This window comes from Burkholderia sp. LFS061, assembly GCF_047978125.1.
Taxonomy (GTDB): domain Bacteria; phylum Pseudomonadota; class Gammaproteobacteria; order Burkholderiales; family Burkholderiaceae; genus Burkholderia; species Burkholderia pyrrocinia_C.
Window position 1 is genome coordinate 129,355 of sequence record NZ_JBFPFS010000004.1, and the last position, 14,930, is coordinate 144,284.

General features: G+C 68.2%; 12 protein-coding genes. 8 read left to right on the top strand and 4 right to left on the bottom strand.

Annotated elements, in window-relative coordinates; genetic code table 11:
- Positions 1-10: 10 nt before the first annotated feature.
- Complete coding sequence (locus tag ACNQQL_RS05070; RefSeq protein WP_347063417.1) at positions 11-1,732, top strand: tannase/feruloyl esterase family alpha/beta hydrolase; 1,722 nt, start codon at positions 11-13, stop codon at positions 1,730-1,732.
- Positions 1,733-1,808: 76 nt separating this feature from the next.
- On the opposite strand, the gene ACNQQL_RS05075 is transcribed toward ACNQQL_RS05070, so the two are convergent.
- On the bottom strand, positions 1,809-2,285 hold the full coding sequence (locus tag ACNQQL_RS05075; RefSeq protein ID WP_204422118.1) for an Lrp/AsnC family transcriptional regulator: 477 nt from the start codon (positions 2,283-2,285) through the stop codon (positions 1,809-1,811).
- Positions 2,286-2,465: 180 nt separating this feature from the next.
- On the opposite strand from ACNQQL_RS05075, the gene ACNQQL_RS05080 reads away from it, so the two are divergent.
- Positions 2,466-3,698 (top strand): diaminopropionate ammonia-lyase, encoded by a 1,233-nt coding sequence (locus ACNQQL_RS05080; RefSeq protein ID WP_347063418.1) that lies wholly within the window; start codon positions 2,466-2,468, stop codon positions 3,696-3,698.
- Positions 3,699-3,727: 29 nt separating this feature from the next.
- A complete protein-coding gene (locus ACNQQL_RS05085) occupies positions 3,728-4,912 on the top strand; it encodes a M20 aminoacylase family protein (protein WP_347063419.1) in 1,185 nt (394 codons plus the stop codon).
- 58 nt (positions 4,913-4,970) lie between these two features.
- Here the strand turns inward: ACNQQL_RS05085 and ACNQQL_RS05090 are convergent, their stop codons facing one another.
- A complete protein-coding gene (locus ACNQQL_RS05090; protein ID WP_347063420.1) occupies positions 4,971-6,329 on the bottom strand; it encodes an aspartate aminotransferase family protein in 1,359 nt (452 codons plus the stop codon).
- An 811-nt stretch (positions 6,330-7,140) separates the two neighbouring features.
- On the opposite strand from ACNQQL_RS05090, the gene ACNQQL_RS05095 reads away from it, so the two are divergent.
- From ACNQQL_RS05095 to ACNQQL_RS05105, 3 genes are all read left to right on the top strand, one after another.
- On the top strand, positions 7,141-7,749 hold the full coding sequence (locus ACNQQL_RS05095; protein ID WP_131949441.1) for an acyl-homoserine-lactone synthase: 609 nt from the start codon (positions 7,141-7,143) through the stop codon (positions 7,747-7,749).
- On the top strand, positions 7,750-8,025 hold the full coding sequence (locus ACNQQL_RS05100; RefSeq protein ID WP_347063421.1) for a hypothetical protein: 276 nt from the start codon (positions 7,750-7,752) through the stop codon (positions 8,023-8,025). It begins immediately after the preceding gene.
- Positions 8,026-8,287: 262 nt separating this feature from the next.
- Positions 8,288-10,288, top strand: a complete 2,001-nt coding sequence (locus tag ACNQQL_RS05105; RefSeq protein WP_347063422.1) for a glycoside hydrolase family 28 protein — start codon at positions 8,288-8,290, stop codon at positions 10,286-10,288.
- 69 nt (positions 10,289-10,357) lie between these two features.
- On the opposite strand, the gene ACNQQL_RS05110 is transcribed toward ACNQQL_RS05105, so the two are convergent.
- Positions 10,358-10,867 (bottom strand): GNAT family N-acetyltransferase, encoded by a 510-nt coding sequence (locus tag ACNQQL_RS05110; protein ID WP_347063423.1) that lies wholly within the window; start codon positions 10,865-10,867, stop codon positions 10,358-10,360.
- A 424-nt stretch (positions 10,868-11,291) separates the two neighbouring features.
- Positions 11,292-11,921, bottom strand: a complete 630-nt coding sequence (locus ACNQQL_RS05115; protein ID WP_347063424.1) for a glycine zipper 2TM domain-containing protein — start codon at positions 11,919-11,921, stop codon at positions 11,292-11,294.
- Between the two features lie 542 nt (positions 11,922-12,463).
- Here ACNQQL_RS05115 and ACNQQL_RS05120 point away from each other — a divergent pair.
- A complete protein-coding gene (locus tag ACNQQL_RS05120; RefSeq protein ID WP_347063425.1) occupies positions 12,464-13,663 on the top strand; it encodes an amidohydrolase family protein in 1,200 nt (399 codons plus the stop codon).
- A 69-nt stretch (positions 13,664-13,732) separates the two neighbouring features.
- Positions 13,733-14,917 carry an amidohydrolase family protein gene (locus ACNQQL_RS05125; RefSeq protein WP_347063426.1) on the top strand — a complete coding sequence of 395 codons (1,185 nt, stop codon included), beginning with the start codon at positions 13,733-13,735 and terminating at the stop codon, positions 14,915-14,917.
- Positions 14,918-14,930 lie beyond the last annotated feature (13 nt).

Genomic DNA, 14,930 nt, shown 5'->3' on the forward strand with positions numbered 1-14,930 from the left:
GGGAGATATCTTGAACAGAAAATCTGTATTCCTCTGCATTGCGCCGCTGTCAGCGGCGATGCTCGCCGGTTGCGGCGGCGACGATTCGGTCAACTCCGCGCCCACGCACCTGAGCGCCGCGACGCCGGCCGCGATGGCGCAGACCTGCGACGCGCTCGCCGCGAAGCTCGCGTATGCGAACGCGTCGTTCACGTCGGTTGCGACCGCGGCTGCCGGCGCGCTGACGGTGGCCGGCAAGCCGATCGCCGAGCACTGCGTGATCGAAGGCAAGATGAACGAGCGCGTGAGCGCGGTCGACGGCAACACCTATGCGATCGGCTTCGAGATGCGCTTGCCGAAGGCGTGGAACGGCCGCTTCTTCTACCAGGCGAATGGCGGCCTCGACGGCAACGTCGTGACCGCGACCGGCGAGATCGGCGGCGGCGGGCCGCTGACCGATGCGCTGAACCAGGGCTTCGCGGTGATCAGCTCGGATTCCGGGCACAGCGGCGCGCAGAATCCGCTGTTCGGCCTCGATCCGCAGGCGCGGATCGACTACGGCTATGGCGCCGTCGATGCGCTGACGCCGATGGCCAAGCAGGTGATCCGTCTCGCCTACGGGAAGGCGCCCGACCGCAGCTACTTCGGCGGCTGTTCGAACGGCGGCCGTCACGCGATGGTCACGGCGGTGCGCAACCCGGGCGATTACGACGGCATCATCGCGGGCGATCCGGGCTTCCATTTGCCGAAGGCGGCGATCGGCGAGATGTACGGTGCGCAGCAGTTCGCGAAGATCGCGTCGGCAACCGGGGCGAACGGGCTGCCGGATATCCGCAGCGGCTTCACCGACACGGAGCGCCGGTTCGTCGGTGCGAAGATCCTCGACAAATGCGATGCGCTCGACGGCGTAACCGACGGGATGGTGCAGGACGTCGCCGCGTGCCAGGCGCACTTCAGCGTCGAGACGGACGTCCCGACCTGCGCGAACGGCACGCGCACCGGCGCATGCCTGACGACCGCGCAGAAAACCGCGCTCGAGAACGTATTCGCGGGTGCGCGCAACAGCGCAGGCACGGCGCTCTATGCGAGCTTTCCGTACGATCCGGGCGTGGCCGGCGGCGGCTGGGCCGCGTGGAAGCAATCGAATTCCATCACGCTCGATCCGGTCGCGATGGCGTTCACATTCATGTCGCCGCCGAAAACCGCCGCCACGCTCGCGAACCTGCCCGGTTTCGCGCTCGGCTTCGACATGGACAACGACGCGCCGGCGATCTTCGCGACCAGCGGCGTGTACACGCAATCCGCGTGGTCGTTCATGACGCCGCCCGACGAGACGAACCTGTCCGCGCTGAAGTCGCGCGGCGCGAAGCTGCTCGTTTATCACGGCACGGGCGACCCGGTGTTCTCGTCCAACGACACGAGCGACTGGTACCAGCGGGTCGCGCAGGCGAACGGCGGCGATGCGTCGAGCTTCGCGCGCTACTATCCGGTGCCCGGGATGAACCACTGTGCAGGCGGGCCGGCGGCCGACCAGTTCGACATGCTGACGCCGCTCGTCGCGTGGGTCGAGCAGGGGCAGGCGCCCGCCGCGATCGTGGCTGCCGCGCGCGATGCGACGAACGCGGTGCCGAACGCGGACGTGCCCGCATCGTGGGGCACGGGGCGTATGCGCCCGCTGTGCCCGTATCCGCAGGTGGCGCGCTACAACGGCTCGGGCGACGTGAATTCGGCGGCGAGCTTCAGTTGCCGCTGACGTAGCCGTGGATGGGATGCGACCGGCGCCTGCAGTCGCGCGCCGGCCGTTTCATGGCCGTACGCCTCCGCCGCACTCACTCGCCGGAATCGACCGGTACCTCGAGCCCGACCTTCACGCGGCTCATGCTCACCAGTGTCTTGAACCGCTTCACGTTGTTGTTCGCGAAGAACAGCTCGCGCGTGAGCGCGTTGTACTGATCCATGTTGCGCACGGCGAGGATCAGCACGAAATCCCATTCCCCCGTCACGTAGTAGCACTGCTGGATCTGCGGGCAGCGCTCGAAGGTCCGCTTCATCGCGTCGAGCTGGTCGATCTGCTCGCTCTCGACCTCGACGTTCACGACGATCGTCAACGGATGATCGACCTTCTCCGGCGCGACGACGGCCGTATAGCGCTCGATCACGCCGTCTTCCGCGAGACGCTTCAAACGCCGGTTCACCGCCGCCGTCGACAGATTCACGCGTGCGCCGAGTTCGCTTTGCGGCGTCTGCGCGTCGCGCTGGATTTCCATCAGCAGCTTGCGATCGAACGCATCGAGTGGGGTCGTCATGATGGTGCGCGAAACCTCGAAAGAATGAGAAATTTTTGCGTTCAGGCGGCCAATTCGGCGATTTTATTGACCAGCGTGCGCAATATTATTTTTCCAACCGACGGCGAACGCAACCCGCGCTTGCCCGATCCGACCCACCCGACGGACCGCCGGCACGGTCCTGCTCCGGAGCCTTTCGCCATGCTGATCGCCAACCCCCGCGCGTCGCGCGCCGCCTATCCCGACGCGCTGCGCCGCGTGATGAACATCGCGTCGGCCGACGAAAGCGGCTCGTGGCTGTCGCACTGGCCGCTCGTCGGCAGCGCGCGCACGCCGCTGCGCGCGCTGCCGGACCTCGCCGCGCGGCTCGGCGTCGCGAGCGTCAGCGTGAAGGACGAGTCGTGCCGCTCGCCGCTCGGCAGCTTCAAGGCGCTCGGCGCGCCGAGCGCGCTGGTGCGGCTCGTGAGGCGCCTGCGGCGCACCCACGATCTCGATCCGCAAGGGCTGATCACCGGCCGCTACGCAGCGCAGCTGGCCGACCTGACGGTGATCAGCGCGACCGACGGCAATCACGGCCGTGCGCTGGCCGCCGCCGCGCGCGCGATCGGCTGCGGCTGCGTGATCGTGCTGCACGCGAATGTCGACGCCGAGCGCGAACGCGCGATCTCGGCGTACGGCGCGCGGATCGTGCGCATCGCGGGGAACTACGACGAGTCGGTCGTATGCGCGGCGCAGCTTGCGCAGGCGAACGGCTGGTACGTCGTGTCGGATACGTCGTACGACGGCTACGAAGCGATTCCCCGCGACGTGATGCAGGGCTACGGCGTGATCGCCGCCGAGGCCGCCGCGCAGGCGGCGCAACACGACGGGAGGCCGTTCACGCACGTGTTGCTGCAGGGCGGCGTGGGCGGCCTCGCCGCGGGTGTGGCGAGCTACCTGTGGGAGCGCGATGGCGCGCGGCGGCCGCATTTCATCGTCGTCGAACCGCGCCAGGCCGACTGCCTGTACCAGAGCGCGCTCGCGGGGCGGGCGGCGAAGGCGACCGGCAGCGTCGATTCGGTGATGGCCGGGCTCGCGTGCGGCGAGGCGTCGCCGCTCGCATGGGATTTCCTCGAGCTGTGCATCGACCACTTCATGCTGATCGACGATGAAGATGCCGTGCGCGCGATGCGCGGCCTCGCGGCCGGCAGCGAACGCGACGTGCCGCTCGTCGCCGGCGAATCGGGCGCGGCCGGCATTGCGGGGCTGGAAGCGCTGATGCGCGACCCTGCGCTCGCGCGGCAGGCGGGGCTCGACGCAAGCACGCGCGTGCTGGCGATCAATACGGAAGGCGCGACGGCGCCGTCCGTGTACCGGCGCTGCGTCGGCGACACGGCCGACGCCGTGCTCGCGCGGCAGCGCGCCTGGCTGAACCGCGCGGCGGTAGCGGCCTGAACGACCAACCGACCGACGAGGCAAGCGCAATGGACACAATCGACGCAATGGAAGAAAGCACGCTGCAGGGGCGACTGAAGACCTGGCGCCGCCATCTGCACCAGCATCCGGAGACGGGTTTCGAAGAGGTGAACACGTCCGACTACGTCGCGCGCATCCTGACGACGCTCGGGCTCGACGTGCATCGCGGCATCGGCGGCACGGGGCTCGTCGCGAACCTGACGGTCGGCACCGGCACGCACGCGATCGGCATCCGCGCGGACATGGACGCGCTGAACATCGCCGAGCACGCGCCGGGCCGCGAACACGCGTCGCGCACGCCCGGCAAGATGCATGCGTGCGGGCACGACGGCCACATGTCGATGGTGCTCGGTGCGGCGCAACTGCTGGCCGAACGGAAGGACTTCGACGGCACGGTGCGCTTCATCTTCCAGCCGGCCGAGGAGCATGGCCGCGGCGCGAAGGCGATGATGGCCGACGGGCTGTTCGAGCGCTTTCCGGTCGACGCGATCTTCGGCGCGCACAACATGCCGGGCATGCGCGCGGGTACGTTCTCGACGCGCGCGGGCGGCATCATGGCGAGCGAGGATAATTTCGCGATCCGGATCGACGGGCGCGGCACGCATGCGGCGCGCCCGCACATGGGCATCGATCCGATCGTGATCGGCGCGCAGATCGTGCTCGCGCTGCAGACGATCGTGTCGCGCAATCTCGATCCGGGCCAGCAGGCCGTGATCTCGTGCACGGAGTTCATCACCGACGGGCTGCGCAACGTGCTGCCGTCGACGGTGACGATCAAGGGCGACACGCGCAGCTATTCGCGCGACGTGCAGGCGCTGCTCGAAACGAGAATGCGCGAGATCAGCGAGGGGATCTGCCGCACGCACGGCGCGACCTGCACGTTCGACTACACGCACGAGTTCGCGCCGACGGTGAATTCCCCGGAGTGGGTCGACACGGCCGTGCAGGCCGCCGCGCATATCGCAGGCGCCGGCGCGGTGAACGCCGATGTGCAGCCGATGATGATCTCCGAGGATTTCGGCGCGTTCCTGCAGGCCGTGCCCGGCAACTTCGTGTTCATCGGCAACGGCGACGCGGCCGATCGAGGCGGCGTGCCGCTGCATAACGCGACGTACGATTTCAACGACGAGATCCTGCCGGTCGGCGCGCGTTATTTCGCGGAGGTGGCGCGGCGGGCGTTGCGGGCCGCGTAGCGCACGGTGCGGTGGGTGCGCCGGCCGTGGCCGCTGCGCCGCACCGCGCGTCAGCCCATCACACCAGCTCGCCCAGGCACGCGTCGAACTGCGCGACGAGTGTGTCGACATCGTCGCGCGTCGTCTGCGGGCACACGAGCATCATGTTGTGGAACGGCGTGATCAGCACGCCGCGATTCAGCAGGTACAGGTGCACGATGTGTTCGAGCTCGCTGTCGAGTTGCGCGCCGGCAAGCGTGCCGTTGCGCGGCGGCACGGGCGCGAACTGGAATTCGGTGCGCGCGCCGATGCGCGTCACGCACCACGGCAGCCCGTGTTTCGCGATCGCCTGTTCGAGCCCGGCGGCCAGCCGCGCGGCGAGTTCGAACATGTGCGCATACGCGGCGTCGGTCGCGACTTCGGCCAGCGTCGCGCGCATCGCATGCATCGCGAGCATGTTCGCGCTGAGCGTCGTGCCGATCCCCGAATGGCCGGGCGGCGCGTTCAGCTTCGCCTGCTTCGCGCGTTCCGCGAATTCGGCGCTGAAACCGTACACCGCGCACGGCACGCCGCCCGCGATCGGCTTGCCGACCACCAGCATGTCCGGTTCGAGATCGTGCGCGACCGCATAGCCGCCCGGGCCGCTGCTGATCGTGTGCGTCTCGTCGATCACGAGCAGCGTGCCGTAGCGGCGCGTCAGTTCGCGCGCCGCATCCCAGAAGCCCGGATCGGGCAGCACCATGCCGATGTTCGTCATCGCGGGCTCGGCGAGCACGCATGCGACGTCGCCGTCCTTCAGCGCCGCTTCGAGCGCGTCCAGATCGTTGAATTCGACGACGCGCGTGTTCGCGAGCAGGTCGTACGACTGCCCGAGCAGGCTGTCGCGCTGCACGGGGCGGCCGTCGACGAGATCGACGAACACATCGTCGACCGTGCCGTGATAACAGCCATTGAACACGACGATCGTGTTGCGGCCGGTGGCCGCGCGCGCCCAGCGCAGCACGAAGCGGTTCGCGTCGCTCGCGCTCAGCGCGAACTGCCAGACCGGCAGCCGGAAGCGGCGCGCGAGCTCGCGCGCGACCCACGCGGCGTCCTCGCTCGGCAGCATCGTCGTGTAGCCGCGCGTGGCCTGCTCGACGAGCGCGCGTGCAACGGGCTCGGGCGCATGGCCGAACATCGCGCCTGTATCGCCGAGGCAGAAATCCACATAGCGATGGCCGTCGACGTCGGTGAAGGTCGCGCCGCGCGCTTCCTTCACGTGCAGCGAGAACGGCGTCGACCAGTCCTGCATCCAGTGCAACGGCACGCCGAACAGCAGGTGCTCGGACGCTTCCGCGGACAGTGCGCGGGACGCCGGCATGGCTTCGGTGAACGCACGGCGCTCGCGATCGAACAGCGCGCGGGCGCGGATGAGGTCGACTCCGTGGCGGGAAGGCAAGTGGGGCTCCGGGGCAGTGAAGATGAGGAAACGATAGCGCGGGCGGCAGGGGGCTGAACAGGGGCGGAATTACCGAGGCGAACGGAAGCGCGACTATCCGTTGCGACTGGCGATGACATTGCCGCGCCTGAAAGCAGGCGTTTTGCGCACGAGTGTTATTTGATTTGGAGATGGCACTGGTGAATGGAAGTCGAAAAGAGCCGTGAAGGTTTCCATGGATATTTATCCGGACTTTCGTGGCCTATCGTTATTGCACGCCGTGGCGCGAGGTGTTCGTCAGAGTCGGTCGTTGCTGGCTGACGGGGGAATCTGATACGCGGTTGAGAATGCATCCGGTCGACTCGATCGGTCGCGCATGCGGCTGGGCATTTCGAATTCCGCAGGGATTTGCTGGTTAATTTCGAGATAAGCGAATATCGGATTTTCCTGCAATGGCGGGATCGTGAGCTCGAAGCGGGCCGGTTTTTCGGCGATCGGATTTCAATCATCCAGAATGCGGAGCAACACAATGAAGATCGGAAAACATCTTGCCGCACTCGCTGCGTGCGGCGCATTGACCGGCATTGCTCACGCAGGCCCGGCGTCGCCGCAAGCGGTCGTCAAGAAGATCACGCTGACGGCGCATATCGGCGACAGCCTGTTCGTGTCGAAGCCGGACAATTCCGCGTGGTACGACGTGGTCGAACTGAACGCGACGGACCGTGCGCGGCAGAACTTCGCCACGACGCTGCCGATCCGCGTGCGTACGACGAACCCCGATATCAACGTCACGCTGCTGCAGCCGCTGCGGCTGTCGAACGGTCGCGACGAGATGCGGACCTTCGTTCACGAAGAAGGGCGGTTACCACACGAACTTGCAGCGGATCTCGGGCGCTACCGGCGCCGCGTGTTCGTCGAACAACTCGGTTGGGAGCTCCCGTCGGCGAACGAAAGCTTCGAGCGCGACCAGTTCGATCGCGACGATACCGTGTACGTGTTCGCGCGAAATGCCGGCGGCGACGTGTGCGGATGTGCGCGCCTGCTGCCCACGACGCGCCCGTATCTGCTGCAGTCGCTGTTCGCCGACCTGATCGCCGCAGACATGCCGCTGCCGCAATCGGCGGCCGTCTGGGAGCTGTCCAGGTTCGCGGCGACCGACGACGAAGGCGGGTCGGGCAATGCCGAGTGGGCCGTGCGGCCGATGCTCGCGGCCGTGGTCGAATGCGCGGCGCAGCTCGGCGCGCGGCAGCTGATCGGCGTGACGTTCGCGAGCATGGAGCGGCTGTTCCGCCGGATCGGCATACACGCGCACCGCGCAGGCCCGCCGAAGCAGGTGGACGGACGTCTGGTGGTCGCATGCTGGATCGATATTGATCCGCAAACGTTTGCGGCATTAGGAATCAAGCCGGGGCAGGCAGCCCGGCAAGCCATCGCCGCCTGAATGGTCAACGCGAAGGTCGTGCTGACGGGCAAGGCAGGCGATGCGGAAATCGCGTCCGGCGCGGCTCGCACGCTCACGCTGGTCAAGCCCGGTCACGACGGCTTTGACGGCTACGACGAAACGCGCAACCTGAAAGTCAGCGCCCATGTGCCGGCCGTCAGTGGGGCAGCCTCGACCAACGGGAGTTACCGTGGCGATCTGGTGCTGATGTTCGAACCGGCCGCTTCGGCCGGGCGTGAGCCGGCAACGGGTGTGGTAGCGGCGGCTGGCGAGTAGGTCGTTGCCCCGGCGGACGTCGTCGGCCGGGGCGTTTCAGTTGAAGTTTTTGCGCATAAACATACGACAACAGATCTCTAGAGGTGCATTCTCTGATGTGAGTGGGCGCACACATCAGAGGCATTGGCTCAGTAAAAACAGGGTAAACGACAAATACGTGTGCGGCTTCGATCGCATTTAGACTGCGTGTTGTAGTACGACGACGTATAAATAGCGATCCGCCGTCCGGCGCGTCGATACCCCATACACTGAAGGAGTGCCCATGGCCGTAAACAGCCGCCGTTCGTCTTCGTCTGCCCGATCGCCGTCGTCGAAGCCGGTATCGCGCCGCGCATTCATCGGCTGGAGCGGCGCGCTCGCCGGCGTCGCCGTGCTCGGCGGACCGCTCGCGGCGACCCGGGCGTTTGCGGGAGGCCACATGCCCAATGCGTCGGCGGTCGACCTCGTCTGGGGCGAGCATGGCGCGGCGGCGCGCATCGCCGCATCGCTCGCGCACGTGTCGCGGCTCGCGCTGCGCGGGCGCGACTTCGACGTGACGCACTACGGCGCGCGACCGTGCGCGACGGTCGCGCAAACGTCGCCGTACACGAACGTCGCGAAATCGCCGGTGAGCCCGGGTTCCGAACTGACGACCGCGCCCGGCGCGTTCGATTCGCGCCCGGCGTTTCTCGCGGCGATCGACGCGTGCCGCCGCGAAGGCGGCGGGCGCGTGATCGTGCCGTCCGGCAACTGGTACTGCGCGGGGCCGATCGTGCTGCAGAGCAACGTCACGTTCCACCTGAGCGCGAACTGCACGATCTACTTCAGCCCGAACCCGGCCGACTACGCGAAGGACGGCCCGGTCGATTGCGGCGCGAACGGCCGGCTGTACTACAGCCGCTGGCAGGCGAACGATTGCCTGAACTACGGCGCGCCCGTCTACGCACGCAACGCGACGAACATCGCGCTGACGGGCGAAGGCCCGACGTCGGTGCTCAACGGGCAGGCGATGACGCCGTTCTCCGGCAGCGGGGCCGGCAGCGCCTGCTGGTGGACCTACAAGGGCTCGTCGGGCGCGTACGGTGCAGGCGCGTCGGTGCCGAGCCAGGCCTATGCGAATCCGAACAACGTCGATCTGCGGATCGTCGCGCCCGCGATCCCCGACGCGCTCTACGCGCTGCTCACGTCGCCGGTCACGCCGTGGCAGCAGGACCAGAACTACCTGCCGGCGCTGTCCGAGGCCGGCGTGCCGGTCGAGAAGCGCATCTTCGGCCTCGGTCACTACCTGCGGCCGTGCATGGTCGAATTCATCGGCTGCACGAACGTGCTGATGGCGAACTACCAGACCCAGAACACGCCGTTCTGGCAGCACCACCCGACCGCGAGCCGCAATGTCGTGATTCGCGGCGTGACGACCAACAGCATCGGCCCGAACAACGACGGCTTCGATCCGGACGCGTGCACCGACGTGCTGTGCGAGGACTGCACGTTCAACACCGGCGACGACTGCATCGCGATCAAGTCCGGCAAGGATCGCGACACCGAATACGGGCCGGCGAAGCGGCACCTGATCCGCAACTGCACGATGAACAGCGGGCACGGCGGCATCACGCTCGGCAGCGAGATGGGCGGCGGCGTCGAGCAGATCTATGCGGCCAACCTGTCGATGCTGAACGCGAACTGGCAGACCAACCCGCTGAACATCGCGATTCGCGTGAAGACCAACATGAATCGCGGCGGCTACGTGAGGGACTTCCACGTGAAGGGCGTCACACTGCCGAACGGCGTGACGCTGAAGGGCGGCGGCTACGGCAGCGCGCTGCTCGCGGGCAGCCCGGTCAACGCGAGCGTGCCGCTCGGCGTCGTCACGCCGTCGGCCGGCAACCCGTCGGCCGCGCAGGGCGGCATCGTCACGTTCGATTGCGATTACCAGCCCGCGAACGATGCGGTGCGCACGCGCGCGCCAGTCGTGCAGAACGTGACGATCTCGGACGTGAAGGCGAGCAACGTGACGCTGAACGGCGTGACCGCGTCGTGTTTCCAGGCGATCGTCGCGCAGGGGCCCGCTGCGTTCGACTACAACGGCACGCCGCCCGCGCCGGCCGTGCAGCCGATCTCCGGCGTGACGATCAGCAATTGCGACTTCGGTACGCCGGTCGCGTCGGGCACGCCGACGGTCACGTCGCCGGGGCCGATCTATGCGTTCAACGTGAGCGCGCTGACGCTGACGGACGTGACGATCGCCGGGCAGATCGTCAACACGACGATTACCGACAAGCGGTGACGTGAGGTGAAGTGAAGGGCGTTCGCGTGCGGTGGTCGATGCACGCGAACGCAAGCATGACTGAACGCGTCAAGCCAGCGTCTTGACCATGTGATGTTCGTCGTAGAAACGGCCGTCGACGAACAGCGAGCGCGGTTCCGTGCCGAACCGGACGAACCCCTGCGACGCATACAGCCGCTCCGCGCTGCAGTTGATCTCGTTCACGCACAGCATCAACTGCTTGCACTGCCACGCTTGCGCCGCATGAGCGGTCGCGCTCTCGAGCAGCGCCTGCGCGATGCCCTGCCCGCGATACGCCGGATCGACGAACACGCCCCAGATCGTCGCCTTGTGCGCGACCTTCGCGCGCGCATCGCGGCGCACGCCCGTGATGCCGACGAGCGTGTCGCCGTCGAACGCGCCGAACACGGCGCGCTCGTGGCTTGGCGTGATGCGCGTCGCGAATTCGTCGACCGGCACCTGCGATTCTTCGTCGAGCGTGGGCAGGAAAGACGTGGGCGCGGTGTCGACCGCACGCAGGCGGAGGGTCTGGAAATGGGCGGCGTCGGCCGCGTCGAGCAGGCGGGTCGTGATCGTCATCGAGGGGATTCCGGTAGAGGGCTGTACGTGCCGGTGCGGGCTGCTGCGGCCGCGCGATGCATCGTGGCTATGCTAATCGGAATCCGGATGACGTGTGACGGCGTTCGATGCGTCGTGCGACCAGGCCGCGCCCTGGTCCCCAGATCGCGTCGCGCGGTCGACGCGCATCGCGGTCGGTGCGGAGCGCGTGTGATTGCGACGCGGTCGATCCATACAGGCGAGCGGTGAAACGGCCGTGCACCGCGTCGGGCCGGAGGCGGACACGAATGTGGAGGGACTGCGAAAGTGCCGGCGGCGCGTCATGCGCGTCGCGCCGGCACGAAGGATGAGGATCACGTGAAGCAAGCGAGCCGTCGCGCCGCACCGGCACACGACATCTAACGCGCGGGATGCGCCAGCTCAGGTCAGGCGCACTGAATCGGCATCAATACCGCGACAACTGATTGCCGTTGATCTGCACGCGATCGCCCGGCCGCAGGTTGCCCGGCGACTGCACGTCGAACGAACGCGTCGAGCCGTCGCTGACCTGCACGTCGATCCGGTAGCTGCTCGGCGGGTGCGCCGCGCCCATCTGCTGGCCGATCTGGTTGCCCGCGACCGCACCGCCGAGCGCGCCGATCACGGTGGCCGCATCGCGGCCGTGGCCGCGGCCGAACTGGTTACCCACCAGGCCGCCGACCAGCGCACCGACGACGGTGCCGGCGACGCCCGCCGGGCCAACCGAACCGCTGACCGGCTGGATGTTCGCGACCGTGCCGTACTGCGTGCCGTAGCCGTTGCCGTACTGATTGCCGTATTGCTGCTGATTGCCGTATTGATCATACGGCTGCGACCCGTATTGCGGCTGATTGCCGTACTGGTCGTACGGCTGCTGCTGCACGTAGCCGGGTTGCGAATACGCGGGCTGCGAATAAGCGGGCGTCGCATATTGCTGCTGCGGATAACCCGGCTGCGCGCCGTAATAACCGGGTGCGACGCAGGCGGTCAGCGGAAGCGCCGCCACGGCGACGAGCGAGGCGAACAGAACGGTCTTCGTGGAAGGAATGCGCATCATGATGGTTCCTGCATCGGCAACGTGTTCGCCGACGGATACCGGGACGGGTGGCGAACTCGGCGTGAGTATAAGGAATGGCCGAATGCGTGTCCGGTGCGGCCGGGTAACAACGTGTAAAGTCTGTTGCCGCGCAAATCGCCGGCTTGCGCGGGGCGGTCGCGCAATGGCCGGCAAGGGCGGCGGCGCTCGTTCGGCAGCTTCGATTACGCGTATCGACAGCGGTCCTGCGGAGTATTTTTTGAGGCGGTTGGCCCCTCGATTCCGGCGCCCGAAATCTCGGCTTCCGCGACGCCCCCCGACGGGCCGTTGGCATACAGGCCGTCTCCGACGAGATCGGACCCCGCCGCCGCACCTTGCTGGCGTGGCGTCTGCGCCGCCCATCGCGAAATCGAATGCGCGGCATCGCGACATTTAATTGGCCTCGGGCGATGGCGTCCGATATCGTGGCCGGATTCCCTGCCAACGGTCGCTCCGCGCCGGCTGCGGTGCCTTCCCCTGTCCGCGCCGGTGTCGCGCAGCGACCGCCCCACAGACTCCCAGCCATGACCGATCGCATTTTCATCAACGCCGTCGACGCCGGCGGACAGCCCATCAACCTCGTCGTCCGCGACGGCCGCTTCACCGCAATCGGTACCGATTGCGCGGCCGCGCCCGGTGCACAGACGATCGACCTCGACGGCCGCGTCGTGCTGCCCGGCTTCGTCGATGGCCACATCCACCTCGACAAGAGTTTCGTCGGCGATCGCTGGGTGCCGCACGAATCGGTCGGCTCGCTGCGCGAGCGGCTCGCGGTCGAGAAGCGCCAGCTCGCGGCTGCGCCGCCGATCGTCGAGCGCGCGAACGCACTGATCGCGCAGGCCGCCGCATTCGGCACGGTCGCGATGCGCAGCCACGTCGACGTCGACGCGACGACCGGCCTGTCGAACCTGCAGGCCGTGATGGCCGCGCGCGAGCAATGGCGCGGGATCGTCGACATCGAACTCGTCGCGTTTCCGCAGGCCGGCGTCGTGACGTGCCCGGGCACCGCCGACATCCTCGACGCGGCCATGCGCGAAGGCGCGGACGTGGTTGGCGGGATCGACCCGACGACGCTCGACGGCGATGCGGACGGCCAGCTCGACATCGTGTTCGGCATCGCCGAGAAGCGCGGCGCGAAGGTCGACATCCACCTGCACGAGCCGGGCGAAACGGGCATCGCGCAACTGCTGCGGATCGCGGCGCGCACGCGCGCGGCGGGGCTCGGCGGACGCGTGAACGTGAGTCATGCGTATGCGCTCGGCGAAGTAGGCTACGACGATGTTCAACGCACGGCGGCGGCCCTCGCCGAAGCCGGTGTGTCGATCCTGACGAACGCGCCGGGCGACTGCGCGTTTCCGCCGGTGCGGCAGTTGCGCGACGCGGGCGTGCACGTGTTCGCGGGCAACGACAACATCCGCGACGCGTGGTGGCCGTACGGCAACGGCGACATGCTGCAGCGCGCGATGATGGTCGGCTATCGGTCGGGCTTCTACACCGACGAAGCGCTCGGCGTCGCGCTCGACATGGCGACGCACGCCGGCGCGCGCGTGATCGACAAGGAGAACTACGGAATCGCGGTCGGCTGCGACGCGACGTTCGTCGCGGTGCGCGCGCCGAATGCGGCGGCGGCCGTCGCGGGCGTGCCGGCCGAACGCTGGGTGTTCCGCCGCGGCGAAAGCGATACGGGCGCACCGTTCGCCCCCGCGCTGCGCTTCACGCGCTGACCGACCCGACCGCGGGCAGCGCGCACGCGCCGTGCCCGCCTCGCGCTGACCGACCACACCGGAACCGACATGACGAACCTGCTGATCCGCAATGTCCGCACGAGCGCCGACGCTGCGCTCGACATCCTGATCGAAGGCGATCGCATCGCGCGCGTCGGCCCGTCGCTCGACGCGCCTGCAGGCTGCGCGATCGAGGACGGCGCGGGCGCGCTCGCGCTGCCTGGCCTCGTCGAAGGCCACACGCACCTCGACAAGACGCACTGGGGGATGCCGTGGTATCGCAACCAGGTCGGGCCGCGCCTCGTCGACCGCATCGAGAACGAACGGCACTATCGCGCGACGAGCGGCCATGACGCGGGCGCCGCATCGCTCGCGCTGGCGCGCGCGTTCCTCGCGGCGGGCACGACGCGCATCCGCACGCACGTCGACGTCGATACCGAGGCCGGGCTGCGGCACCTGCACGGCGTGCTCGCGACGCGCGAGACGCTGCGCGGGCAGGTCGACATCCAGATCGTCGCGTTTCCGCAATCGGGCGTGCTCAAGCGGCCGGGCACCGACGCGCTGCTGTCCGACGCGCTCGGCGCGGGCGCCGATCTGCTCGGCGGGCTCGACCCGTGCGCGATCGAAGGCGATCCGGTCGAGGCGGTGGACGTGCTGTTCGCGATCGCCGGGCGCCACGGCCGCGGGCTCGACATCCACCTGCACGAGCGTGCGTCGATGGGCGCGTACTCGCTCGACCTGATCCTGCAGCGCACGGCCGCGCACGGCATGCACGGGAAGGTCGCGATCAGCCACGGGTTCTGTCTTGGCGATATCGCCGAACGCGAGCGCGATGCACTGCTCGCGCGGATGGCCGAACTTGGCGTCGCGATCGTCACGACCGCGCCCGCGGATGTGCCGGTGCCGCCGGTGGCCGCGTGCTGCGCGGCGGGCGTGACCGTCATCGGCGGCAACGACGGCGTGCGCGACACGTGGACGCCGTACGGCTCGCCCGACATGCTCGAACGCGCGATGCTGATCGGCATGCGCAACGATTTCCGCCGCGACGACGCGCTCGAAGTCGCGCTCGACTGCGTGACGCACAGTGCCGCGCGCGGTTGCGGTTTCGCCGACTACGGGCTGCAGCCGGGCAGCCGTGCGGATGTCGTGCTTGTCGATGCGCTGACGTTCGCCGAGGCGGTCGTCGCGCGGCCGGTGCGGCGTCTCGTCGTGTCGTCGGGGAAGATCGTCGCGCGCAACGGCGCGCTGGTCTGAGCGTAGCGTCGCG